This window comes from uncultured Halomonas sp., from assembly GCF_947501415.1.
Classification (GTDB): Bacteria; Pseudomonadota; Gammaproteobacteria; order Pseudomonadales; family Halomonadaceae; genus Halomonas.
The window spans coordinates 1-21,179 of sequence record NZ_CANMVL010000033.1 but is presented as its reverse complement, the minus strand read 5'-3'; the positions used below and the strand labels follow the sequence as shown (position 1 = coordinate 21,179).

Genomic DNA, 21,179 nt, shown 5'->3' with positions numbered 1-21,179 from the left:
ACCTAGAGTCGGAGACTATCCCTCCTCGTCGTCGGCGAGATCTCGACCGAAGGCCCGCCACTGGGCCAGGGTCATCACCTCGGTGCTCTCCGTTCTGAGGTCATGGGCGATGATCAGCTCGCTGCGTTCCAGCTGGCGCTTGAGTTCGGCCACCCAGCCACGCATGCCCTCGCCGGTGTCGGTGGTGTCGTAGCCCTGGCGAGTGACGAAGGCCTCCAGCAGGGCATCCAGGGTCTCCCCCGGCAGCATCCGGTAGGGCACCTCGATAAAGCGGTCGCCGCTCATGTCTCGCCCTCCTCGTTCTCATCCGTGGCGACGTCGCCGGCTTCCCAGGCGGCCAGCTGCGCCAGGAAGGCCGCCTCATCCAGTACCGGCACACCCAGCTGCAGCGCCTTGTCGAGCTTGCTGCCGGCGGCCTCGCCTGCTACCAGGCCGGCGGTCTTCTTCGACACGCTGCCCGCCACCTTGGCCCCCAACGCCTGCAGGCGCTCCTTGCCCTGATCGCGGGTCATACTCTCCAGGGTGCCGGTCAGCACCCAGGTCTGCCCGACCAGGGGCTGAGGACGCTCGACGACGGCCTGCTCCTGCCAGTGCAGACCACAGGCGACCAGGTCATCGATGGTCGCGCGGTTGTGCGGCTGGCGAAAGAAGGTGTGGACATGGGCGGCAACGATGGGCCCGACATCATCGACTCCCTCCAGAGCCTCCCGTTCAGCCGCCATCAGCGCCTCCAGGGTGCCGAAATGCCGCGCGAGGCTGGCCGCGGTGGCTTCGCCCACCTCGCGGATGCCCAGGGCGTAGATAAAGCGAGCCAGGGTCGTCGCCTTGGCCCTCTCCAGGGCCGCGACCAGGTTCTCGGAGGACTTCTTGCCCATGCGCGGAAGCGTGGCCAGCGTCTCGGCCTGCAGGCGAAAGAGGTCCGCCGGGGTGGCGACCCAGTCCCGCTCGACCAGGCCATCGATCAGCTTCTCCCCGAGACCATCGATATCCAGCGCCCGGCGTGAGGCAAAATGCTTGAGGGCCTCCTTGCGCTGGGCGGGGCAGTAGAGCCCCCCGGAGCAGCGCGCCACCGCCTCGTTCTCCAGGCGTTCGATCTGCGCATCGCACACCGGGCAGCGCTCGGGGAAGACAATCGCACAGGCATCCGCCGGTCGCTTCTCCTCGATCACCCGTGCCACCTGCGGGATGACATCACCGGCACGCCGGATAACGACGGTATCGCCGATCATCACCCCGAGCCTGGCGATCTCGTCGGCGTTATGCAGGGTGGCGTTGGAGACGGTAACTCCCGCCACCGAGACCGGCGCCAGGCGGGCCACCGGGGTGATGGCACCGGTGCGCCCGACCTGAAACTCGACATCGTTGAGCCGCGTGGTCTGCTCCTGGGCCGGAAACTTGAAGGCGATCGCCCAGCGTGGCGCCCGAGCCACGAACCCCAGCTCACGCTGCAGACGTAGCGCATCGACCTTGATCACCACGCCATCGATGTCGTAACCGAGCGAGTCACGCTTCTCGCCGAGCCGTCGACAGTAGTCGACCACCCCCGCGGCGCCCTGTACCACCTCGAGCTCGCTGCTGGTGCGGAAACCGAAGTCGCTCAGATGAGCCATCAAACCGCTATGTGTCGCGTCACCCGGGTCGGGCTCGACGCGGGCCACCTGATAGGCGCTGAAGGTCAACGGGCGGGTGGCGGTCACCTTGGGGTCGAGCTGGCGCAGGCTGCCGGCGGCGGCATTGCGTGGATTGGCGAAGACCTTGGCGTCATCCGCCCGGGCGCGCTCATTCATCGCCTCGAAGTCGGCATGGGAGATGATCACCTCGCCGCGCACCTCGATCAGGGCTGGCGGTGTGTCACCACGCAGCCGCAACGGTACCGAGCGCAGAGTACGCAGATTGGAGGTGACCCCTTCGCCGGTACGGCCGTCGCCGCGGGTGGCCCCGCTGACCAGTTCTCCCGAGGTATAGACCAGGGATACCGCCGCACCGTCCAGCTTGGGCTCGCAGCAGAAGGCGATCGAGGCGGCATCGCGCTCCAGGCGCTCGGCCACTCGCCTGACGAAGGCCTCCAACTCCTGTTCGTCGAAGGCATTGTCCAGCGACAGCATGGGCACCGCATGCTCGACTTCGGGAAATCCTGCTTCCGGGGGGGCCCCCACCCGCTGGGTCGGCGAATCCGCCGTCACCAGCTCAGGATGCTCGCCCTCGATCTGCTGCAATCGACGCAGGCGGCGGTCGTAATCGGCATCGGTCAGGCGAGGGTCATCGAGGACATAATAGCGATAGTTGGCATCGTCGAGTTCGGCGCGCAGCCGCTCGACCTCTTCGCGTAGCTTCGAGTCAAGCTGGGTCATGGAATTCCGTGTCTGGGTCTATCGCGGAGGCCTCGGCGCGCGAGGCATGGAGATGATCGCCTAGCTTACCAAAGCAACAACCCTCGTGGGGCCTGCCTCACGAGGGTTGTCGGTCATGCGGCGAGCGCCAAACGGCGTTAATTCACCTGATAGCGGTGCAGGCGGTTGCGACGCACGAAGTCCTGGACGCGCTGTCGGGCGAACTCCACCGTCTGGGCGGTCATCACGCTCTGGTGTTCGTCCTTCAGCTCGCCGCCCAGGTGTCGCACGATGACCATAGCGGTCTCGACCATCGCCTCGAAGGCGGCACCGCTGTCCTCGGCTCCCGGCAACGGCATCAGCAACGTGATGCCCGGCGTGCGGAAATCATCGATCGCCTCGATGGGGAAGGTACCGGGCTTGACCACATTGACCATGGAGAACTGCAGACGACTCTCGGGGTCCTCGGTCTCGAAGCGATGGAAGATGCCCATTTCACGATCATAGCGCAGGCCACAGGCAAGCATCAGGTCGAGCAGAGCGGTACCGGAAAATCCCTCCTCCTCACGGGCCATGACCGAGATGACGATGATCTCCTCGGCCTGGCTGAGCGTCAGTCGGGCATGCTCGGCACTCACATCGTGGCGTAGCGCCTTCTCCAGCACCGGATGGACACGCACCTTATCGCTGTGTCGGGATGCCTCGAAGGCCTCCTCCTCGGCAGATACCGCCGCCGCTTCGTTCGCTTCGGCTTCGGTCTCCAGGCGACGGCGCTCGGCATCACGGGCAGATTCCGCTTCTGTCTGGGCCTGACGCTTGCGCTCGGCGTCATCGGCCAGCTTGCGTGCCTTCTCTTCCTTGCGCTCCTCCTCACGCCGCGCCCTGTCCACACGCTTCTGCTCGCGGCGCTCGGCCAGGTTCTTCTGCAGCGAGGCACCGAAGCGCTGCACCGAGACCCCCATGCGCTTCGAGCCGCTCTTCAGGGAGTCCCCCATGCCGTCGAAATCCACCAGGCGGTAACGTTCGTCGTCGTCGACACCGTCATGATCCCGCGGGTCGGCAGCCAGGGGCTCGCTGGAGCGCGAGGCGGGGCCGGCATCCGCTGCCCCCTCTTCTTCGGCAGCAGAAGCTCTCTGTGTGCCCTCATCCAGCGCGGAAAGGGTCGGCTCATGACGCTCATCCACCTGATGATCGTCTGGCGTGTCGAGACTGCCGGCTGGCGGCGTCATCGGCGCGGCAACTTCGCCCTCGGGCTCAGCCTCATGGGAGGTAGAGGCCTTCCAGCTGGAAAGCACACGCGACGGGCCAGGATGCTCCTGGCGCTCCAACTTGGGTTTGGGCTGCACACGACCGTAGTCCGCGGGCCTGACGACTCGCGCCCCTCCGTTGGGCAGTTCCCAGTTAATTTCGGCCTTGCGGGCCGCTTCGTCGGGGTCGGTGCCGAGGGCGTCCTCCGCCACCTCATCGAGGCGTGGAGTTCGTCGCTGACGCTGCAGGCGTCGCGCTCCATCCACCACGATAAGGGTTACCAGCGCCAACCCCAGGATGATCAGCCACTCTCTAAGTTCCATGGATCGTCAGCCTTTCGCTAGGGCGCCATGCAAGATGTTTATTCGTCACCAGCATAGCGCGATTGCCGAAAAAGGGGCTACTTTTTTTACTTGTCAAGCATCGGTGATATACCAAGACAAGCCTGTCTCGCCCCGCGCAATCGCCCTTCGATGATTCCTCTGCTTCCATGCATTGCAACATGTGATGCTTCCTTGTTACCCCTTTTTGGGCCTTCCTTCAAGCGCTCAAGCCTCGGCGAGCGCCGCGGCCTCCTCGACATCCACCGCTACCAGTCGTGACACCCCCGGCTCCTGCATCGTCACTCCCATCAACCTCTCGCCGGCTTCCATGGCGATCTTGTTGTGGGTGATGTAGATGAACTGCACGCTCTCTGACATCTCCTTCACCAACCGGGCATAGCGTCCCACATTAGCATCATCCAGGGGGGCGTCCACCTCGTCGAGCATGCAGAAGGGGGCCGGATTGAGCTGGAAGATGGCGAATACCAGCGACAGGGCCGTCAACGCCTTTTCGCCACCCGACAGCAGATGAATGGTGCTGTTCTTCTTGCCCGGGGGCCGCGCCATGATCGCCACTCCCGTCTCCAGCAAATCCTCACCGGTCAGCGTCAACCATGCGGTCCCGCCACCGAAGACTCTGGGAAAAAGCGACTGCAGCCCCGTATTGACCCGCTCGAAGGTATCGCGGAATCGGCTGCGGGTTTCCTGATCGATACGACGAATGGCGCGATCGAGGGTCTCCAGCGCTTCGTTCAACTCGGCGTGCTGCGCCTCCAGATAGTCGCGGCGCTCGGCCTGCTGGTCATACTCCTCGATGGCCGCCAGGTTGATGGCACCCAGGCGACGAATGCGCTCAGCAAGCTGCTCCAGGCGTGCCTGCCAGGCGGATTCGGTGGCGGCGGGGTCCAGCGTCTCGGCCAGCTGGCGCTCGTCATGCCCCAGCTCCCGCAGCTGTTCATCCTGCCCCTCGGCCTTGAGACGCAGCGCCTGAACTTGCATACGCGACTCCTGCAGGCGCTCGCGGATGCCTTCCAGGGCCCGCTCGTGGGACTGACGTGCCTGCTCGTCCTCGCGCAGCCGCTCGACCAGCTCGGCGGCACGCGCGCGCACCGCATTGAGACTACGCTCCTCGCGCTCACGCCGGTCGAGCAGCTCCTCCAGGCGCTCACGGCGCTCCTCCTCCGGCTCGCTGAGCAGCTCGCGCTCCTCTTCCAGCTCCGCGAGGCGCTCCTGGAGTCGCTGACGGCTCTCACCGGCACGCTCCCGTTGCTCGGCCAGGCCGGCTCGCTCGGCCACCAGGCGTTCCTGCTCCAGTGCCAGACGCTGCAGCTGCTCGGCCAGGGGGCGCTGCTGCACACGCAGGCTACCTAACCGCTCGCGTGCCGCCTGACGCTCTCTCTCCAGCCGCTCACGGTGATCGGCGCCGGCCTCCAGGCGCTCCATGGCGGCCTGCCACTGCTCGCGCACCTCGTCGATGGCCAGGCGGGCCTCTTCGCGTGACTCCCCCAGGCCGGCGAGCTCCTCCGCCAACTCTGCGGAGCGTCCCTGCAGATGCTCCAGCCGACTACTGAGGCCACTATCCTGGACGGCGAGCTGCTGATAGCGTCGTTCGAGGTCACGCTCCGCCTGCCGACACGCCTCGAGGTCGGCCTCGGTTCTCTCGGTGCGCTCATTGGCCGATGTCAGGCTTGCCTCATGATCGGCCAGGCGTACCTCGACCTGGTCGAGCGCCTCGCGAACCTCTCCCCGTCGACGCCGGCTCACCAGCAGGGCATCCGGGCCATCGCCACTGACGCGCTGACGAGCCCAGCCACGGCCCAGCCACAGGCCATCGGCGGTGATCAGGCTCTCCCCTGGCCCCAGCTCTTCACGTCGACTCCAGGCCTCATCGCGGCTTTCGACACAGCACACCGCCGCCAGCCACTGGGCGGCGGCCCCGGCACCCTCAACCTTGGCGGCCAGGCTCTCTGATGCGACCTGGGGCTCATTCGCGTCGATCAGCCCAAGCTCCCCCGGTGTGGCCACCAGGGCCTCGAGGCGCCCCTCGAGGGGGGCGACCCGGGCGCGCAGCCAGGGGGCCAATACCCATGAGGCGACAGCCTCCCAGCCGGGGGCCACCGTGAGACACTCGCCGAGACGCGGCGCCTCTCCAAGGCCATGTTCGGCGAGATGCGCCTCCAGGGCTTCATCGTGGTCGGCCAGCCCTGCCTCGATCAGTGCGTCCAGCGAGGCCAGCTCACCGGCCAGCTCGCTACGCGCCTGGCGCTCCTCCTCTCGACCGGCTTCTGCGGCGCGCGATGCCTCACGGGCCACCTCTCGGGCATCGGCGAGGGCCTCGCGACGCCCCTCGAGAGCCTCGCGTTCGAGCTCGATCTCGGCCAGCTGTTCGGCGAGCTCATCGCGCTGGGCGGTCAACGCCTGGAGATCGGGCAGCTCCTGCTGCTGCTGGCGGCGTCGCGTCAGGTCGGCATCCAGCCCCTCCAGACGCGACTCCAGCTCGCGCAGTCGATCCTGGCAGCGCTCGGCGTCCCGACTCTGTTCGCGCCAGCGATCGCCGAACGCCTCCCACGCAGCGTCGGCCTCCTGGGCCTCGGGCTCGGCCTCCTCCAGGGCGGCTTCGAGCTCCTCGAGACACTCGGCGAGCTCTTCCCGCTCGGGAGCCAGGGTCGCCAGGCGCTCATCCAGGCTGACCAGACGCTCGCCATCGTTTTCGCCGAGGCGGTCGAGGTCGACGAGCTCACGGCGCGCCGCCTCGAGGTCACGGGCCAGCTGAGCATCACGGGTACGGCCATGCTCCAGATCCTGCTCCAGGCGGGCAATGGCGGTGGTGGTCTCGAAGAATCGCGACTGTTCGGCATCGAGTTCGGAAGCGAGGCGGTCGTGATCGGCCCGAGCCTCTTCCAGGCGGGTCTCGCACTGACGCAGCCCCAACACCTCGCGCTCCACGGCGGTCTCGAGCTCGGCGACGCGGTTCTCCTCCTCGCCCTGGCTGGCCCGCAGGGCCCGTGCGCGCAGCAGGGCCAGCTCGCCCTTGACGCGATGCTCGTCATTCTTGAGCTGCTGGTAGCGGCGCGCCGCCTCGGCCTGACGCTTCAGGCGCTCGAGCTGCTTGTCGAGCTCCTCCCGGATATCCTCGAGACGCTCGAGATTCTCCTGGGTGCGCCGCATGCGGTTCTCGGTCTCGCGGCGCCGCTCCTTGTACTTGGAGATGCCCGCCGCCTCCTCGAGGGTGGCGCGCAGTTCCTCGGGGCGCGCCTCGATCAGCCGTGAAATCATGCCCTGGCCGATGATCGCGTAGGAGCGTGGGCCGAGCCCGGTCCCCAGGAAGAGGTCGGCAATATCCCGGCGTCGGCACTTCTGGCCGTTGAAGAAATAGCTCGACTGCCCTTCGCGGGTCACCTGGCGCCTTACCGCGATCTCGGCATACTGGGCATAGGGGCCTCCCATGGCCCCGTCACGATTGTCGAAGTGCAGTTCGATGGCGGCCTGTCCCACCGGCTTGCGGCCGGTGGAGCCATTGAAGATGACATCGGCCATGGACTCGCCGCGCAGGGTCTTTGCCGACGACTCGCCCATCACCCAGCGCACGGCATCGATGATATTGGACTTGCCGCAGCCATTGGGTCCGACGATGGCGGTCATGTTGCTGTCGAAGGGGACCGTGACCGGATCGACGAAGGACTTGAAGCCCACCAGGCGTATCGATGTCAGACGCATCGGCGGCTACCCCAAGGACTCATTCGACGACGCGATCGATCACGACCTCGACCGGCTCGCCGTCGGTCTCCCCCACGGCCAGGCCGGTAAGCTCGCCGAACATGTCCCCGGCCTGAGGCGTGGCCTGCCCGCTCGACGAGACACGAACCACCAGACGCGCTTCATCCACCTGTGAGAGATTGGCCTGAGGCGACATGGCATGGCGTCGATCGAGCACCAGCTCGGTAGGCAGATCTCCCAGTGTCAGGCGTGCCACGGCCAGTGGCGGCAGTTCGCCGGCCATGTCCCGGGCCACCACGAATACCGGGGTCGTGTCATCGAGACGGCCGACGAGCTCGTCATCCAGGCGCACCCGGGCGAGGATGCCCGTGCCCTGGGGCTCGGCGTCGGCCGGCGCAGCACCCTCGGGGGTCTGACCGAGCCGCTGCTGGGCGATCTGGATACCCTGGCGCAGGGCCTCACCGGTGGCGGGGTCGTTCATGCCGGCGATGGCGCGCCGCCAATTGTCGATGGCTTCCTGATAGGCCCCGCGGTCGAAGGCCTCGATACCCAGCAGGCCAAGCACCGTGGGTTCGCTGGTGTTGACGGCCAGGGTCTCGTCGACCAGTGACTGGACACGGTCGGTCAGCCGACGGCCGGCGACGAAGAACTCGATCTGGGCCAGCTGTGCCAGCAGTGCGGGCTGGCGCCCCTCTATCTCGATCAGCCGTTCCAGGGCATCGATGGCCTGCTGGCTCTGGCCGCCGTCGCGATAGAGGGGGAACAGCATGCCCCAGACATTGGGGTTGTCCGGCTGGCGGGCGGCCTGCTCCTCGAGGCGCTCGACCAGCATCTGTGCCGAGCCCTCGGGATGGGTCATGACCTCCCTCTGCACCGCCAGCAACGCCAGGTCGCCCTCGGCTCCTTCCTGCTGATACCAGAGCACACTGGCCACCACGACCCCCAGCATCACCAGCGGTACCGCCAGGCGTCCGGCGGCCGAGGGCTTGAGCGGGGCGCGCTTGAGGCGCTCGGTATCCTCGAGCAGGCCACGCTCGAGTGCCAGGCGATCCTCCTGGTAGCTCGCCTCGTCGGTATCGCCACGTTCGAGGGCAGCCTCCAGGGACGCCAGGCGGCGCTGGTAGATGGCCACATTCTGCTCGGCCGAGCGGTCGTTGACCTCATGATCGCGCTGGGCATCGTGCAGCGCGCGTGCTCGCTTGAGCGGCGCCACCAGCAGCCACAGGGCCGGCAGCAACAGTAGGGCGAAGGCGATCCACAGCAGGGTCATTCGGTTCTCTCGCGGTTGATCAGGGCATCCAGACGGGCGCGCTCCTCGGCGGAGAGCTCCCTGTTGGAGGCGTTGCGACGGGCGCGCACCAGCAGGCCCACCAGTACCAGGCCAAGCAGGCCCAGGACTACGGGCAGGCCCCATAACAGGAAGGTGCGCCCCTCGAGGCGCGGGTTATAGAGCACATAGTCACCGAAACGCTCCACCATATGGTTCCGGATCTCGATATCGGCCCGCCCATCCATCAGCAGCTGATAGACGCGGTCGCGCATATCGCCGGAAACCGGTGCGTCGGAGTCATTGATCGCCTGGTTCTGGCAGGTCGGGCAGCGCAGAGAGGCGGTGATGTCGCGATAGCGTTTCTCAAGCACCGGGTCGTCGAACTCGCGTACCTCGATGGCGGCAGCCTGCACCAGCCCGGCTGCCAACAGCAGGAACAAGCTGACAACCAGAAGCCGCGGACGTCGCATCAACGCCATTGTTCCACCTCCGGAAGGATCGTCTCGGCAACATCGTTGGGCGCGATGTAGCCGGTGTGGTGATAGCGAATCACCCCGTCGCCATCCACCAGGAAGGTCTCGGGGGCGCCGTAGACCCCGAGCTCGAAGGCCAGCTTGTTATCGGGATCGAAGATATTGACCTCGAAGGGATCACCGAACTCCTCCAGGAAGCCCAGCGCCTTCTCCCGGGTATCCTTCCAGCTGATGCCGACCAGGCGTATGCCATGACGCTCGGCGAGGTCGAGCAGCTGCGGCATCTCACGCTTGCACTCTGGACACCACTCGCCCCAGACGTTGACCAGGGTCAGCTCGCCGGTGGTCAGCAGGTCGCGGTCGACCCGGCGCTCGGGCGCCTTGAGGGTCGCCAGATCGAACTCGGGAAAGTCACGCGCCATCAACGCCGACTCGCGATGGAAGGGGTTCAGGGAGAGCCCCTGGTAGAGGAACACCGCCAGGGCCAGGAAGCCCGCGAGCGGCAGCAGCAGAAGCAGACGACGATTCATGCATTGGCCTCCCGTCTGGTCGTGCCGAGCGCCCGGGACTCGGGGTCGGGCGCGGTAGCCAATCGGCGATAGCGCTTGTCGGCCACCGCCAGGACGCCCCCGAAGGCCATCAGCAGCCCTCCCAGCCACAACCAGCGTACAAAGGGCTTGTACTGCACCCTCAGTGCCCAGCTGCCGTCTCCCAGGTCCTCGCCCATGGCCACGTAGAGGTCACGCAGGAAGCCGGGGCGCAGCGCCACCTGGGACATCGGCATTCGGGTCGCCAGGTAGAGACGCTTCTCGGGATTCATCATGAAGTTACGGCGGCTGTCACCCCGTTGTACCGAGATATTCGCCCGATCGGCCACGAAGTTGGGGCCCTCACGATGGGAGAGCTCGTTCATGGTGAAGGTGTAACCCGCCACCTCGACGCTGTCGCCCGGAGCCATGCGCACGTTCTGCTCGATGCTGTAGTTGGAGACCACCGCCACACCGACGATGGTCACCGCAACCCCCAGATGGCCAAGCTGCATGCCCCAGTAGGCCAGTGAGAGCTTCTTCAGCCCGGCCCCCACGGAGCTTGCGTTGCGGGTCTTCTCGAAGAGGTCACGCAGCATGGGCAGCACGATCCATAGCGCCGCCACCAGGCCCAGGGCAACCGCCGGGCTCCACCGCTCGGCAAACAGAAGCGGCAGGGCCACCCCTAGCACCACGGCCCCCACGGCGGCGAGCCATAGCCGCCTGACCAGCAGGCCCACCGGGGTCTGCTTCCAGCGCGCCACCTGTCCAAGGCCCATAAACAGCGCCAGGGTCAGGGTGAGCGGTACGAAGAGCGCATTGAAGTAGGGAGGGCCAACGCTGATCTTGCCCAGATCCAGGGCGTCGAGCAGCAGCGGGTAGACGGTGCCCATCAGCACGGTGATCGTCATGATCACCAGCAGGATGTTGTTGATCAGCAGCAGCGCATCCCGGGAGAGCCAGGTGAACCCCACCTTGTGGCCGACTCGCGGCGCGCGCAGCGCGAACACCAGCAGCGACAGGCCCACGGTGATGCCCAGCAGCATCAGGATGAACTGGCCGCGCGAGGGGTCGTTGGCGAAGGCGTGTACCGAGGTGAGTACCCCGGAGCGCACCAGGAAGGTGCCCAGCAGCGACAGCGAGAAGGTGAAGATCGCCAGCAGCAGCGTCCAGCTCTTGAAGGCGCCACGCTTCTCGGTCACCGCCAGCGAGTGCATCAGCGCCGTGCCCGTCAGCCAGGGCAGCAGCGAGGCGTTCTCCACCGGATCCCAGAACCACCAGCCACCCCAGCCAAGCTCGTAGTAGGCCCACCAGCTGCCCAGGGCGATGCCCACGGTCAGAAAGGCCCAGGCGAGGTTGGTCCAGGGTCGGGCCCAGCGTGCCCAGGCGGCATCCAGACGCCCCCCCAGCAGGGCGGCAATGGCGAAGGCGAAGACCACCGAGAAACCCACATAGCCCATATAGAGCATCGGAGGGTGCATGATCAGGCCGATATCCTGGAGCAGCGGGTTGAGGTCGGCACCATCGGCCGGCACGCTGGGCAGCAGCCGGTCGAAGGGGTTCGAGGTGATCAGCACGAAGGCCAGGAAGCCCATGCCGACCAGGCCCAGCACTCCCAGCACCCGCGCCACCATGTCGCGGGGCAGCTCCCGGGAGAAGCGCGAGGCGAAATAGCCCCAGGCCGCCAGCAACAGGCTCCACAGCAGTACCGAGCCCTCGTGGTTGCCCCATACGGCGCTGAGCTTGTAGTACCAGGGCAGCATGGAGTTGGAGTTGTTGGCCACGTTGGTCACGCTGAAGTCGTCCAGCATGTAGCTGGCCGTCAGGCAGGCGTAGGCGATGGCCACGAACAACAGCTGCCCGGCCGCCATGGGGCGAGCGTAGGCCATCCACAACGGCCGGCGGGTGGCCGCTCCGGCCAATGGCAGCACACCCTGCACTGTGGCCATCAGCATGGCGATCACCAGGGCATAGTGGCCGATCTCGGGGATCATCAGGATCTGCATGGGGTCTCCGCTCGTTACTGGCTGGCGCCTTGCTGCTTGGCGTCCATACGCGCGCCCACTTCGGCGGCCTTGGCCTGGTAGTCCTCCGGCGAGTAGCCGGCTTCTTCCAGGGCCTGGGCCACCTCGGGGGGCATATAGTTCTCGTCGTGGCGCGCCAGCACCTGGTCGGCGCGCAACCATCCTTCGGGCTGCAGCTCACCGACCACCACCACTCCCTGCCCCTCGCGGAACAGGTCGGGAAGAATGCCGCTGTAACGGACCTCGAGATCATCGACGTAGTCGGTCACCATGAACTCGACGTCGAGACTCTCCGGGTCCCGGGCCACGCTGCCCTCCTTGACCATCCCGCCGGCGCGGATCTGGCGCTCGAGGGGCGCGTCTCCGGCGGCGATCTGGACCGGGCTGAAGAACAGGTTGATATTGCTGCGCAGCGCATAGAGGGTCAGCCCCACGGCGATTGCCGCCAGTGCGATCAACCCCAGCGACAGATAGAGCTTCTGCCTGCGTTTAGGCCTCATGGCGTGGTCCCCCCGTTCGATGTGAAGTCTGGTTTGTCGCGGCCTGGCGGCGATGGCGACGCTGGAGCACGCGCAGCAGCCGGCGGCGCTCCGCCCTGGCATGTAACACGATGCCGATCAGCAGGGCGCCGGTCACGCCCCAGCTGGCCCATACATAGGAGGCATGTCCCCCCATGGCGAAAAAGTCCTGGAAGGAGTCGAAAGCCATCAGCCCTGCTCTCCGGCGATTTCGCGCACCCAGCGCTTGTTCGATTCACGGCGCAGGATCTCGCTGCGCGTGCGCATCAGGGTGACGGCGATAAAGAAACAGTAGAAACCCAGCACCATGATCAACAGCGGCGCCCACATCTCCATCGGCATCGCCGGGCGGGAGGTCACGCTGAAGGTGGCCGGCTGGTGCAGGGTGTACCACCAGTCCACCGAGTACTTGATGATCGGGATATTGATCACCCCGACCATGGCCAGCACCGAGGCCGCCCGCGAGCCGCTGTCACGACTGGAGAAGGCGCCACGCAGGGCGATGACGCCCAGGTAGAGGAACAGCAGGATCAACATCGAGGTCAGGCGTGCATCCCACATCCACCAGGTCCCCCAGGTGGGCACGCCCCACACCGCCCCGGAGAACAGTGCGATAAAGGTCATGGCGGCGCCCAGCGGCGCCATCATCGCCGCCGCCATGTCGGCGACCTTGATCTTCCAGACCATGAAGATCAGCCCCGCCACCGCCATGCTGACGAAGATCGACTGGGCCAGGAAAGCCGCCGGGACATGTACGTAGATGATGCGGAAGCTGTTGCCCTGCTGATAGTCCTGCGGAGCGAAGGCCAGTCCCCAGACGCTGCCCGCCAGGATCAGCACCACGGCAGCGGTCCAGAACCACGGCATCAGGCGTGCGCTGATACCGTAGAACCATTTGGGCGAACCAAGCTTGTGAATAAAGGACCAGATCTTGCCCATTGCGTCTCTCGCTTGAACGTTCAACCGTTGATGCTGATGCGCAGCGATGCCGCGATCGCCCAGGGGGCGAGCATCAGTGACAGGGCCAGCAGGGCCCCGAGGATCGCCAGATGCGCCGCGGCGCCATCCCCCATGATCGCTGCCTGCACGGCCCCGGCGCCGAAGATCAGTACCGGGATATAGAGTGGCAGCACCAGCAACGACAGCAGCACCCCACCGCGTGACAGCCCGACAGTGAGTGCCGCGCCGATGGCGCCGATCAGACTCAGGCTGGCGGTGCCCAGGGCCAGGGAGAATGCCAGGGTCAGGTAGCTCCCCGACGGCAGTGCCAGCATGATGCCCAGCAGCGGCGCCATCAGCGCCAGGGGCAGGCCGGTCAGCAGCCAGTGAACCGCCACCTTGGCGAGCCCCAGCATGGCCAGCGGTTGTGGGGTCAGCAGCAGCTGCTCGAGGGAGCCATCTTCATAGTCGCTGCGAAACAGGCTGTCCAAAGACAGCAGTGCCGCCAGCAGCGCCGCCACCCACAGCAGCCCGGGGGCGATGGTCGCCAGCAGCTCCGGGTCCGGCGAGATGCCGATCGGGAACAGGGTGATCACCAGGGCGAAAAACACCAGTGGGTTGAGCACCTCGCTGCGCCGGCGCATCAGCAGGGTCAAGTCGCGCTTGAGTGTCGCCCAGACTGCGACCAGCAGACCGCCGCGAGGTTCCCCGTCGCTGCCCTGCCGACCCTCGCTCATACGCGTGTCAATGCTCGGCATCCTGTCCTCCCCGGCCGAGACGAATATGCCGAAGCTGCTGCGACGCCTTGAGCTCATGATGGGTGGTCACCAGCACACAACCGCCCGAGCGGGCATGTGCCACGAGACGAGTCTCAAGTGCCGCAACGCCTTCGCGATCGATGGCGGTAAAGGGTTCATCGAGTACCCAAAGCGGCCGCGGCGTCAACTCCAGCCGGGCCAGCGCCACCCGGCGCTGTTGCCCGGCGGAGAGCTGGCCCGCGGGTAGATCCTCGAAGCCGGCCAGCCCCACCGCTTCCAGCGCCGCCAGTCGCGCTGTCTCCTGAACCGGCTCACCGGCCAACGCCTGGTACCAGGCGAGATTCTCGAGCGGCGTCAGGGCCGCCTTCACGCCCGGAGCATGCCCCAGGTAGAGCAGGTTCTCGAGAAAGGCCTGGCGCGCCTGGCGCATCGGGCGCTCGTTCCAGAACAACTCACCCTGATAGTCGGCGAGCTGTCCCGAGAGGATCTTGAGCAGGGTGGTCTTGCCGCTGCCGTTGGGACCCTCAACGCGCACGATCTCGCCCCCTCGAATATCGAGGTCGAGGCCCTCGAACAGCCACCGGTCATCCCGTTCACAGGCCAGGTCACTAGCTTGCAGGCGCAGGGTCAAGACACACTCCGGTGGATGGGTAGTTTGGCCCGAGACTCTACACGTAAAGCCCTTTTCCTGCCAGAGAGGGACACCGCGTCAGCCGGTCGCAGTTGACGTGCATCAAGCGCATCGTCGATTCCCCACCTTGCCAGATTTAGCGTCCCTGCTATGCTCCCTAGACACTGTATGTTTCAACAGGAGATATACCATGCTCGAGGCCAGCACGCGGTACATGATACGTCGTCCCAACCGGCGCCTCGCCGAGTCGTGGTCGCCATGCCCCCTTCCTGGTGGTCCCCAGGACGAGAGCCAGGCAATGGTCGATATCCCCCTGCTGGGTAGCGTCGCGGCGGGGATGCCCATCGAGGCCTGCCCCAGCGTCAGCCATATTCGCGTTCCTCGTCGCATGGTACGTCGCAATACCTACGCCCTGCGCGTTCGCGGAGACTCCATGGTGGAGTGCAATATCTTCGACGGAGATGTCATTATTATCGAACAGTGCGAGAGTGCCGAGAATGGCGAAACCGCGGTGGTAATGATCAATGATCAGGAGGTCACCCTGAAGAAGCTCTATATCGAAAAGTCCGGCGTGCGTCTGCAACCCGCCAACCGGCAGATGGCCCCCATCTTCCTCAAGAATAGTGATATCCAGGTGCTGGGCATGGTGATGGGCGTGGTGCGTCAGGGCGAGCTGGCCGCCTGATGCGTTACCCGGTACCCGACCTGCCCCCCGGCGAATGGCAGGAGAGCGAACTGGAGGTGGAGAAGAGCCGCTTTATCACCTGGCTCTGCCATGCCCCGACCATCGCCGACTTCGAGACGCTGCTGGCACTAGCGCGCGAGCGCCACCCCAGCGCCAGCCACCACTGCACCGCCTTTATTGCCGGGCCTCCCGGTGAGCAGGCGGCCATTGGCTTCTCCGATGATGGCGAACCCGGCGGAACCGCCGGGCGCCCCATGTTTCAGGTACTCGAAGGCTCCGGGCTGGGTCAGGCGGGCTGCGTGGTCATCCGCTACTTCGGCGGCACCAAGCTAGGCACCGGCGGACTGGCCCGAGCCTACGCCCAGGCGGTCTCCCAGGCATTGGAGGTACTGCCCCGTCGCGAGGTGGTCGAGCGTACCGCCCTGAGGCTCCGGGTCGACTTCTCGGGCGAGGCCGAGGCGCGCGGCTGGCTGAGCGAGCGCCGGATCCCGGTGGAAGAGGCCGATTACGCCGCCGAGGGTGTCTGGCTGACCGTTGGCTGGCCGAGTGATGTCGAGGTCGACCTGAGTCCGCTGGCCTCGCGGTTGCGCGGCAACCTCGAGATTCTCGCCGACGATTGACCCGGGCTCGAAAAGCAGTCGGACAGGTGCTCGGAAAGGCATTCGAGAAAAACAAAGAAAGGCGCCCGCGGGCGCCTTTCACTCGCATGGCCAATGCCGTCATCAGCCGAGATACTTGATCATCACCCCCGCGGCCACCGCCGAGCCGATGACCCCGGCCACATTGGGCCCCATGGCATGCATCAACAGGAAGTTGTGCGGGTTGGCCTCGAGCCCCACCTTGTTGGAGACCCGGGCCGCCATCGGCACCGCCGAGACACCCGCCGAGCCGATCAGCGGGTTGATCGGAACACGACTGACCACGTTCAGCAGCTTGGCCATCAGCACGCCGGCGCAGGTGCCGATTCCGAAGGCCACGATGCCCAGGGACAGGATCCCCAGGGTCTCCACGGCCAGGAAGCTGTCGGCCATCAGCTTGGAGCCCACCGAGAGGCCCAGGATGATGGTGACGATATTGATCAGCGCATTCTGTGCCGTGTCCGAGAGACGCTCCACCACCCCGCACTCGCGCATCAGGTTACCGAAGCAGAACATCCCCAGCAGCGGCGCCGCATCGGGCAGAAAGAAGGCGACCAGCAACAGGATGGCGATGGGGAAGGCGATCTTCTCGCGCTTCGACACCGGCCGCAGCTGGGTCATGGTGATCTCGCGCTCCTTCTGGCTGGTCAGCAGCCGCATGATCGGCGGCTGGATCAGCGGCACCAGCGCCATGTAGGCGTAGGCCGCCACGGCGATCGCCCCCAGCAGCTCCGGGGCCAGCACGCTCGACACATAGATCGAGGTGGGGCCGTCGGCGCCACCGATGATGCCGATGGCGGCGGCCTGGTTGAGCGAGAAGTCCATCACCCCCAGCGACGAGAGTCCCACCGCCCCGAACAGGGTGGCGAAGATGCCGAACTGCGCGGCCGCCCCCAGGAACAGGGTACGCGGATTGGCCAGCAGCGGCCCGAAGTCGGTCATCGCCCCCACGCCCATGAAGATGATCAGCGGAGCGATACCGGAGGCGATGGCGACCTTGTAGAAGCTGTAGAGCATGCCGTCACCGTAGCCGACACTGGCTGCCACATCGCGTCCCGCGCGCAGCGCATCCGCCGTGGCCTCCTCCTCGACCACCCCCTTGAGGAGTTCGCGCCACGCCTCGGCGCTCGCCTGAGGGTCGAGGGCCACCCCTAGGGCCCCGGCGATCCGCTCCAGCACCGCCGGCTTGGCCACCTCGATGGCCTGGTCCAGCGCCGACAGCGCCAGGCCCGCCTCGGGAATATTGGCCAGAATGCCACCGAAGCCGATCGGTACCAGCAGCAGCGGCTCGAACTTCTTGGCGATGGCCAGATAGAGCAGCAACATGCCGACCAGAATCATCACGGCCTGGCCCGGGGTCAGGTTATAGACCCCCGAGCCGTACCAGAGTGTCAGTAGTTTCTCCATGACAGGTCCCTTAGAGCTCGATCAGCACGTCACCGACGGCGACGCTGTCACCCTCGCCGACCTTGACGGCGGAAACGGTGCCGGCGCTTGAGGCACGCACCTCGGTCTCCATCTTCATCGCCTCGAGGATAATCACCACATCCCCCTCGGCGACGCTGTCACCCTCACGCACGTTGACCTTGAAGATATTGCCGGCCAGGGGGGCAGTGATCGTCTCGCCGGGCGACGCTTCGCCGCTCGCGGCGGGGGCTGAGGCGGCGGCAGCCGGTGCGGCCTGCTCCTGAATGGCCCCGACCTCGCCGCCTTCGGCGACCTCGACCACGTAGGCCTTGCCGTTGACCTTGACGGTGTAGGTCTCGGGGCCGGTGGCCGGCGCCTTGGGCTCTGCCCCGTCCTTCCGTGAAGCGGCCGGCAGCTTGGCGCCGGCATCGGGGCTCTCACTGCCTGGCGCCTGGGGCGCCGGCTCGAAGGCGTCGGGGTTATCGCGGTTGGCGAGGAACTTCAGGCCGATCTGGGGGAACAGCGCATAGGTCAGCACGTCGTCGATCTCGCGCTCGCCCTCGGCCAGACGGATGCCGTCGGCCCTGGCCTTCTCCTTGAGCTCGGCGGCCAGCCTGTCCATCTCGGGGCTCAGGTTGTCGGCCGGACGGCAGGTGATCGGCTCGCCCCCTTCCAGCACGCGTGCCTGCAGCTCCTTGTCGAACGGCGCCGGGGCGGCACCATACTCGCCCTTGAGCAGCGCCTGGACCTCCTTGGAGATCGACTTGTAGCGCTCCCCCATCATCACGTTCATCACCGCCTGGGTGCCGACGATCTGGGAGGTGGGCGTCACCAGCGGGATAAAGCCCAGGTCCTCGCGCACGCGCGGTATCTCCTGGAGAACGTCGTCAAGCTTGTCGCCGGCCCCCTGCTCCTTGAGCTGCCCCTCCATGTTGGTCAGCATGCCGCCCGGCACCTGGGCGATCAGGATGCGTGAATCGATGCCCTTCAGCGAGCCCTCGAAGGCGGCGTACTTCTTGCGCACCTCGCGGAAATAGGCGGCGATCTCCTCGAGCAGCTCGAGGTCCAGGCCGGTGTCGCGCTCGCTGCCCTGGAGAATGGCCACCACGGATTCGGTGGGGCTATGACCGTAGGTCATGGACATCGAGGAGATGGCGGTATCGACGTTGTCGATGCCCGCCTCGGCGGCCTTGATGGCGGTAGCGGTGGACATGCCGGTGGTGGCATGACACTGCATGTGGATGGGGAGGTCCACGGCCTTCTTGAGCCTGGAGACCAGTTCATAGGCATCGTAGGGCTTCAGCAGCCCCGCCATGTCCTTGATGCAGAGCGAGTCGGCCCCCATGTCGGCGATGGTCCTGCCGAGCTCCACCCAGCCATCCAGGGTGTGCACCGGGCTCACGGTATAGGAGAGCGTGCCCTGGGCGTGACCCTCGACCTTGCGCACCGCCTGAATGGCACGCTCCAGGTTGCGCGGGTCGTTCATGGCATCGAAGACCCGGAAGACATCGACGCCATTGGTCCTGGCGCGCTCGACGAAGCGATCCACCACATCGTCGGCGTAATGGCGATAGCCAAGCAGATTCTGGCCACGCAGCAGCATCTGCTGGGGAGTATTGGGCATGGCGGCCTTCAACGCCCGTATCCGCTCCCACGGATCCTCGCCGAGGTAGCGGATACAGGCGTCGAAGGTGGCCCCGCCCCAGGATTCCAGCGACCAGAAGCCGACACGGTCGAGCTTCTCGGCGATGGGAAGCATGTCATCCAGGCGCATGCGGGTAGCAAACAGCGACTGGTGGGCGTCGCGCAGGACGACATCGGTAATGCCCAGCGGGCGAGCGTTGTCAGTCATGGGGGTGACCTTGGTGTTGTGGATGGTGGTAGGAAAGAAACCGGAGAAGGAGGGGTCAGCGACGGTGGCGGCGGCGATAGCGATGCACCGCGGCAGAGATCGCCACCATGACATCCTCGTTCTGACTCGCCTGAGAGGCTGCGCGGCCACGTGTCGTCGGCACCGCCGGCGTCACAGGCTCGGGGAAGAAGCGACCGATAAACTTCGACATCAAGGTGGTCACAATGACTAGCAAGGTAAGAAAAACAAAAACAAAGCCCATCCCCAGGGCCATGAGGGAAAGTCCCTCCTCCAGAAGCTGCATATCCTGCATTGGGCGCCTCCCTTGTGAATGGTCCGCCACCACCGGCGCTGTCATGCCATGCTGGGTGGCTTGCGTAGAATCTGCAATGCTATAACCTGCCAGGTTGTCGACAAATTGCAATGGGGTCATGGTGGAAGTCAGCGTTGTTAATTTACTACAAGATACTCCCGGACGTCTCGGCCTGGCCCCCATGGAGGGCGTCATCGACGCCGATACCCGAGCCCTGCTGACCCGACAGGCGGGCTTCGACTGGGTGGTCACCGAGTTTGTCCGCGTGGTCGATGCCCGCCTGCCGCCACGGGTCTTCTACAAGCACTGCCCCGAACTTCAGCACTCCCCAAGGACGACTCCCTCGGGCGTACCGGTCCAGCTGCAGCTGCTCGGCTCCGACCCCGCGGCCCTGGCCGCCAACGCCGCCCAGGCATTGCGCCTCGGTGCCATCGGCATCGATCTCAACTTCGGCTGCCCGGCCAAGCTCGTCAATCGTCATGATGGAGGTGCCTCGCTGCTACGCGACCCGCGGCGCGTGCATGTCGCGGTTGCCGCCGTCCACGAGGCGGTAGGCCACTGCATCCCGGTGACCGCCAAGATTCGCCTGGGGTTCGCCGACCGCCGCCTGGCGCTGGCCTGTGGCCGCGCCGCCCAGGCCGGTGGCGCCCGGCACCTGGTGGTGCACGGCCGTACCCGCGAAGAGGGCTATCGCCCACCGGCCCACTGGGAGTGGATCGGCCGCATACGACGCGACCTCACCATTCCGGTGATCGCCAATGGTGATATCTGGACTCTCGAGGACTACTGGAAGGCTCGCACGCTCTCCGGCTGTCGACATGTCATGCTGGGCCGTGGCGCCCTGGCCGACCCCTGGCTGGCGGCCCGCATTCGCCACTGGCACCTCACCGGCAAGCGACTGGCAGTCACGCCCTGGGCGGCGCGGGCAGAGATCCTGCACGAGTTCGCGACCCTCAAGCGCAAGATCCTTCCCGAACGCATCGTGGCCTCGTTGATCAAGCAGTGGCTCAATCATATGCGCCGGGCAGACGCCGAGGCGGCTCGCCGCTTCCAGCGAGTCAAGCGGCTCACCCTGCTCGACGAGCTACTGGCGGGCCTGCAGGCAGACGGTGCGGAGCCAGCCAGCCCTGGTCCAAGCCTGGCAGGCGCGGCGGCGGGGTAAGCTGACGCCACTGCAGGATAGACAGACACTATTCTCAGGAAAGAACGGCATTACCGAGGAAAGAACGGCATTAACCGAGGAAAGAAAGGCAGTATCGCAGGAAAGAAAGACACTAGGGCAAGAAAGAAAGACACTGGGGCAGGCAAAAAAGAGGCGCACGTCGCAATGGCGACGGCGCCTCAAACGATCGCGGAGCCAGCGCCCATTATGGGTACGGCCGGTCCGGCTAGCGAGAAAACATCATAAACAAAACAGAAGACCCGCCCTGCGAGAGGACGGGTCGGTATCTGGCGCGCCCGGGAGGATTCGAACCTCCGACCACCTGATTCGTAGTCAGGTACTCTATCCAGCTGAGCTACGGGCG

General features: G+C 66.0%; 19 protein-coding genes. 3 read left to right on the top strand and 16 right to left on the bottom strand.

The window, feature by feature from the left end:
- Nucleotides 1–15 precede the first annotated feature (15 nt).
- The 13 genes from Q0894_RS15140 to ccmA form a co-directional block, all read right to left on the bottom strand.
- A complete protein-coding gene (locus Q0894_RS15140; protein ID WP_132045053.1) occupies nucleotides 16–285 on the bottom strand; it encodes a YheU family protein in 270 nt (89 codons plus the stop codon).
- Nucleotides 282–2,351, bottom strand: a complete 2,070-nt coding sequence (gene ligA, locus Q0894_RS15135; RefSeq protein WP_299236881.1) for an NAD-dependent DNA ligase LigA — start codon at nucleotides 2,349–2,351, stop codon at nucleotides 282–284. Before ligA ends, Q0894_RS15140 begins: the two co-directional genes overlap by 4 nt.
- 137 nt (nucleotides 2,352–2,488) lie before the next feature.
- The gene (gene zipA / locus Q0894_RS15130; protein ID WP_299236879.1) at nucleotides 2,489–3,901 is read right to left on the bottom strand and encodes a cell division protein ZipA; all 1,413 of its coding nucleotides are present in this window, start codon (nucleotides 3,899–3,901) and stop codon (nucleotides 2,489–2,491) included.
- Nucleotides 3,902–4,126: 225 nt separating this feature from the next.
- Nucleotides 4,127–7,618, bottom strand: coding sequence for a chromosome segregation protein SMC (gene smc / locus Q0894_RS15125; RefSeq protein ID WP_299236876.1), 3,492 nt, complete (start codon nucleotides 7,616–7,618; stop codon nucleotides 4,127–4,129).
- 19 nt (nucleotides 7,619–7,637) lie between these two features.
- Nucleotides 7,638–8,888: a c-type cytochrome biogenesis protein CcmI gene (gene ccmI / locus Q0894_RS15120; protein WP_299236875.1), complete on the bottom strand. Its 1,251-nt coding sequence runs from the start codon at nucleotides 8,886–8,888 to the stop codon at nucleotides 7,638–7,640.
- Nucleotides 8,885–9,367: a cytochrome c-type biogenesis protein gene (locus tag Q0894_RS15115; protein WP_299236874.1), complete on the bottom strand. Its 483-nt coding sequence runs from the start codon at nucleotides 9,365–9,367 to the stop codon at nucleotides 8,885–8,887. The genes ccmI and Q0894_RS15115 overlap by 4 nt, the downstream gene beginning before the upstream one ends.
- The gene (locus tag Q0894_RS15110) at nucleotides 9,358–9,891 is read right to left on the bottom strand and encodes a DsbE family thiol:disulfide interchange protein (protein ID WP_299236873.1); all 534 of its coding nucleotides are present in this window, start codon (nucleotides 9,889–9,891) and stop codon (nucleotides 9,358–9,360) included. The genes Q0894_RS15115 and Q0894_RS15110 overlap by 10 nt, the downstream gene beginning before the upstream one ends.
- The gene (locus Q0894_RS15105) at nucleotides 9,888–11,894 is read right to left on the bottom strand and encodes a heme lyase CcmF/NrfE family subunit (protein WP_299236872.1); all 2,007 of its coding nucleotides are present in this window, start codon (nucleotides 11,892–11,894) and stop codon (nucleotides 9,888–9,890) included. The genes Q0894_RS15110 and Q0894_RS15105 overlap by 4 nt, the downstream gene beginning before the upstream one ends.
- A 14-nt stretch (nucleotides 11,895–11,908) precedes the next feature.
- Nucleotides 11,909–12,412 (bottom strand): cytochrome c maturation protein CcmE, encoded by a 504-nt coding sequence (ccmE, locus tag Q0894_RS15100; protein ID WP_299236870.1) that lies wholly within the window; start codon nucleotides 12,410–12,412, stop codon nucleotides 11,909–11,911.
- Nucleotides 12,402–12,620 (bottom strand): heme exporter protein CcmD, encoded by a 219-nt coding sequence (gene ccmD / locus Q0894_RS15095; RefSeq protein ID WP_299236868.1) that lies wholly within the window; start codon nucleotides 12,618–12,620, stop codon nucleotides 12,402–12,404. The genes ccmE and ccmD overlap by 11 nt, the downstream gene beginning before the upstream one ends.
- On the bottom strand, nucleotides 12,620–13,360 hold the full coding sequence (locus tag Q0894_RS15090; protein ID WP_299237017.1) for a heme ABC transporter permease: 741 nt from the start codon (nucleotides 13,358–13,360) through the stop codon (nucleotides 12,620–12,622). The genes ccmD and Q0894_RS15090 overlap by 1 nt, the downstream gene beginning before the upstream one ends.
- 29 nt (nucleotides 13,361–13,389) lie before the next feature.
- On the bottom strand, nucleotides 13,390–14,106 hold the full coding sequence (gene ccmB, locus Q0894_RS15085; RefSeq protein WP_299237015.1) for a heme exporter protein CcmB: 717 nt from the start codon (nucleotides 14,104–14,106) through the stop codon (nucleotides 13,390–13,392).
- A gap of 7 nt (nucleotides 14,107–14,113) precedes the next feature.
- Entirely contained in the window at nucleotides 14,114–14,758 is a 645-nt protein-coding gene (ccmA, locus tag Q0894_RS15080; protein WP_299236866.1) for a cytochrome c biogenesis heme-transporting ATPase CcmA, read from the bottom strand.
- Nucleotides 14,759–15,056: 298 nt separating this feature from the next.
- Between ccmA and lexA the strand changes: the two genes are divergently transcribed.
- Together lexA and Q0894_RS15070 are read left to right on the top strand one after the other, a co-directional pair.
- Entirely contained in the window at nucleotides 15,057–15,443 is a 387-nt protein-coding gene (gene lexA, locus Q0894_RS15075) for a transcriptional repressor LexA (protein WP_299236864.1), read from the top strand.
- Nucleotides 15,443–16,063 carry a YigZ family protein gene (locus Q0894_RS15070; RefSeq protein WP_299236862.1) on the top strand — a complete coding sequence of 207 codons (621 nt, stop codon included), beginning with the start codon at nucleotides 15,443–15,445 and terminating at the stop codon, nucleotides 16,061–16,063. Before lexA ends, Q0894_RS15070 begins: the two co-directional genes overlap by 1 nt.
- Nucleotides 16,064–16,165: 102 nt before the next feature.
- On the opposite strand, the gene Q0894_RS15065 is transcribed toward Q0894_RS15070, so the two are convergent.
- The 3 genes from Q0894_RS15065 to Q0894_RS15055 are packed head-to-tail and all read right to left on the bottom strand — an operon-like array spanning nucleotide 16,166 to nucleotide 19,653.
- Nucleotides 16,166–17,488: a sodium ion-translocating decarboxylase subunit beta gene (locus tag Q0894_RS15065; RefSeq protein ID WP_299236860.1), complete on the bottom strand. Its 1,323-nt coding sequence runs from the start codon at nucleotides 17,486–17,488 to the stop codon at nucleotides 16,166–16,168.
- A 10-nt stretch (nucleotides 17,489–17,498) separates the two neighbouring features.
- Nucleotides 17,499–19,340 carry a sodium-extruding oxaloacetate decarboxylase subunit alpha gene (gene oadA / locus Q0894_RS15060; RefSeq protein WP_299236858.1) on the bottom strand — a complete coding sequence of 614 codons (1,842 nt, stop codon included), beginning with the start codon at nucleotides 19,338–19,340 and terminating at the stop codon, nucleotides 17,499–17,501.
- Nucleotides 19,341–19,395: 55 nt separating this feature from the next.
- Nucleotides 19,396–19,653: an OadG family protein gene (locus Q0894_RS15055; RefSeq protein WP_299236856.1), complete on the bottom strand. Its 258-nt coding sequence runs from the start codon at nucleotides 19,651–19,653 to the stop codon at nucleotides 19,396–19,398.
- Between the two features lie 181 nt (nucleotides 19,654–19,834).
- Here Q0894_RS15055 and Q0894_RS15050 point away from each other — a divergent pair, with 181 nt between their 5' ends.
- Complete coding sequence (locus Q0894_RS15050; protein WP_299237013.1) at nucleotides 19,835–20,815, top strand: tRNA-dihydrouridine synthase family protein; 981 nt, start codon at nucleotides 19,835–19,837, stop codon at nucleotides 20,813–20,815.
- The last annotated feature ends 364 nt before the right edge of the window (nucleotides 20,816–21,179 follow it).

Coding starts and splice junctions, on each gene's coding strand:
- ccmI (WP_299236875.1), bottom strand. CDS start 8,888: ATGACCCTGCTGTGGATCGCCTTCGCCCTACTGTTGCTGCCGGCCCTG.
- Q0894_RS15065 (WP_299236860.1), bottom strand. CDS start 17,488: ATGGAGAAACTACTGACACTCTGGTACGGCTCGGGGGTCTATAACCTG.
- ccmB (WP_299237015.1), bottom strand. CDS start 14,106: ATGAGCGAGGGTCGGCAGGGCAGCGACGGGGAACCTCGCGGCGGTCTG.
- Q0894_RS15110 (WP_299236873.1), bottom strand. CDS start 9,891: ATGAATCGTCGTCTGCTTCTGCTGCTGCCGCTCGCGGGCTTCCTGGCC.
- ccmD (WP_299236868.1), bottom strand. CDS start 12,620: ATGGCTTTCGACTCCTTCCAGGACTTTTTCGCCATGGGGGGACATGCC.
- ccmE (WP_299236870.1), bottom strand. CDS start 12,412: ATGAGGCCTAAACGCAGGCAGAAGCTCTATCTGTCGCTGGGGTTGATC.
- Q0894_RS15115 (WP_299236874.1), bottom strand. CDS start 9,367: ATGGCGTTGATGCGACGTCCGCGGCTTCTGGTTGTCAGCTTGTTCCTG.
- ligA (WP_299236881.1), bottom strand. CDS start 2,351: ATGACCCAGCTTGACTCGAAGCTACGCGAAGAGGTCGAGCGGCTGCGC.
- smc (WP_299236876.1), bottom strand. CDS start 7,618: ATGCGTCTGACATCGATACGCCTGGTGGGCTTCAAGTCCTTCGTCGAT.
- Q0894_RS15070 (WP_299236862.1), top strand. CDS start 15,443: ATGCGTTACCCGGTACCCGACCTGCCCCCCGGCGAATGGCAGGAGAGC.
- Q0894_RS15050 (WP_299237013.1), top strand. CDS start 19,835: ATGGAGGGCGTCATCGACGCCGATACCCGAGCCCTGCTGACCCGACAG.
- lexA (WP_299236864.1), top strand. CDS start 15,057: ATGGTCGATATCCCCCTGCTGGGTAGCGTCGCGGCGGGGATGCCCATC.
- oadA (WP_299236858.1), bottom strand. CDS start 19,340: ATGACTGACAACGCTCGCCCGCTGGGCATTACCGATGTCGTCCTGCGC.
- Q0894_RS15140 (WP_132045053.1), bottom strand. CDS start 285: ATGAGCGGCGACCGCTTTATCGAGGTGCCCTACCGGATGCTGCCGGGG.
- zipA (WP_299236879.1), bottom strand. CDS start 3,901: ATGGAACTTAGAGAGTGGCTGATCATCCTGGGGTTGGCGCTGGTAACC.
- Q0894_RS15055 (WP_299236856.1), bottom strand. CDS start 19,653: ATGCAGGATATGCAGCTTCTGGAGGAGGGACTTTCCCTCATGGCCCTG.
- Q0894_RS15105 (WP_299236872.1), bottom strand. CDS start 11,894: ATGCAGATCCTGATGATCCCCGAGATCGGCCACTATGCCCTGGTGATC.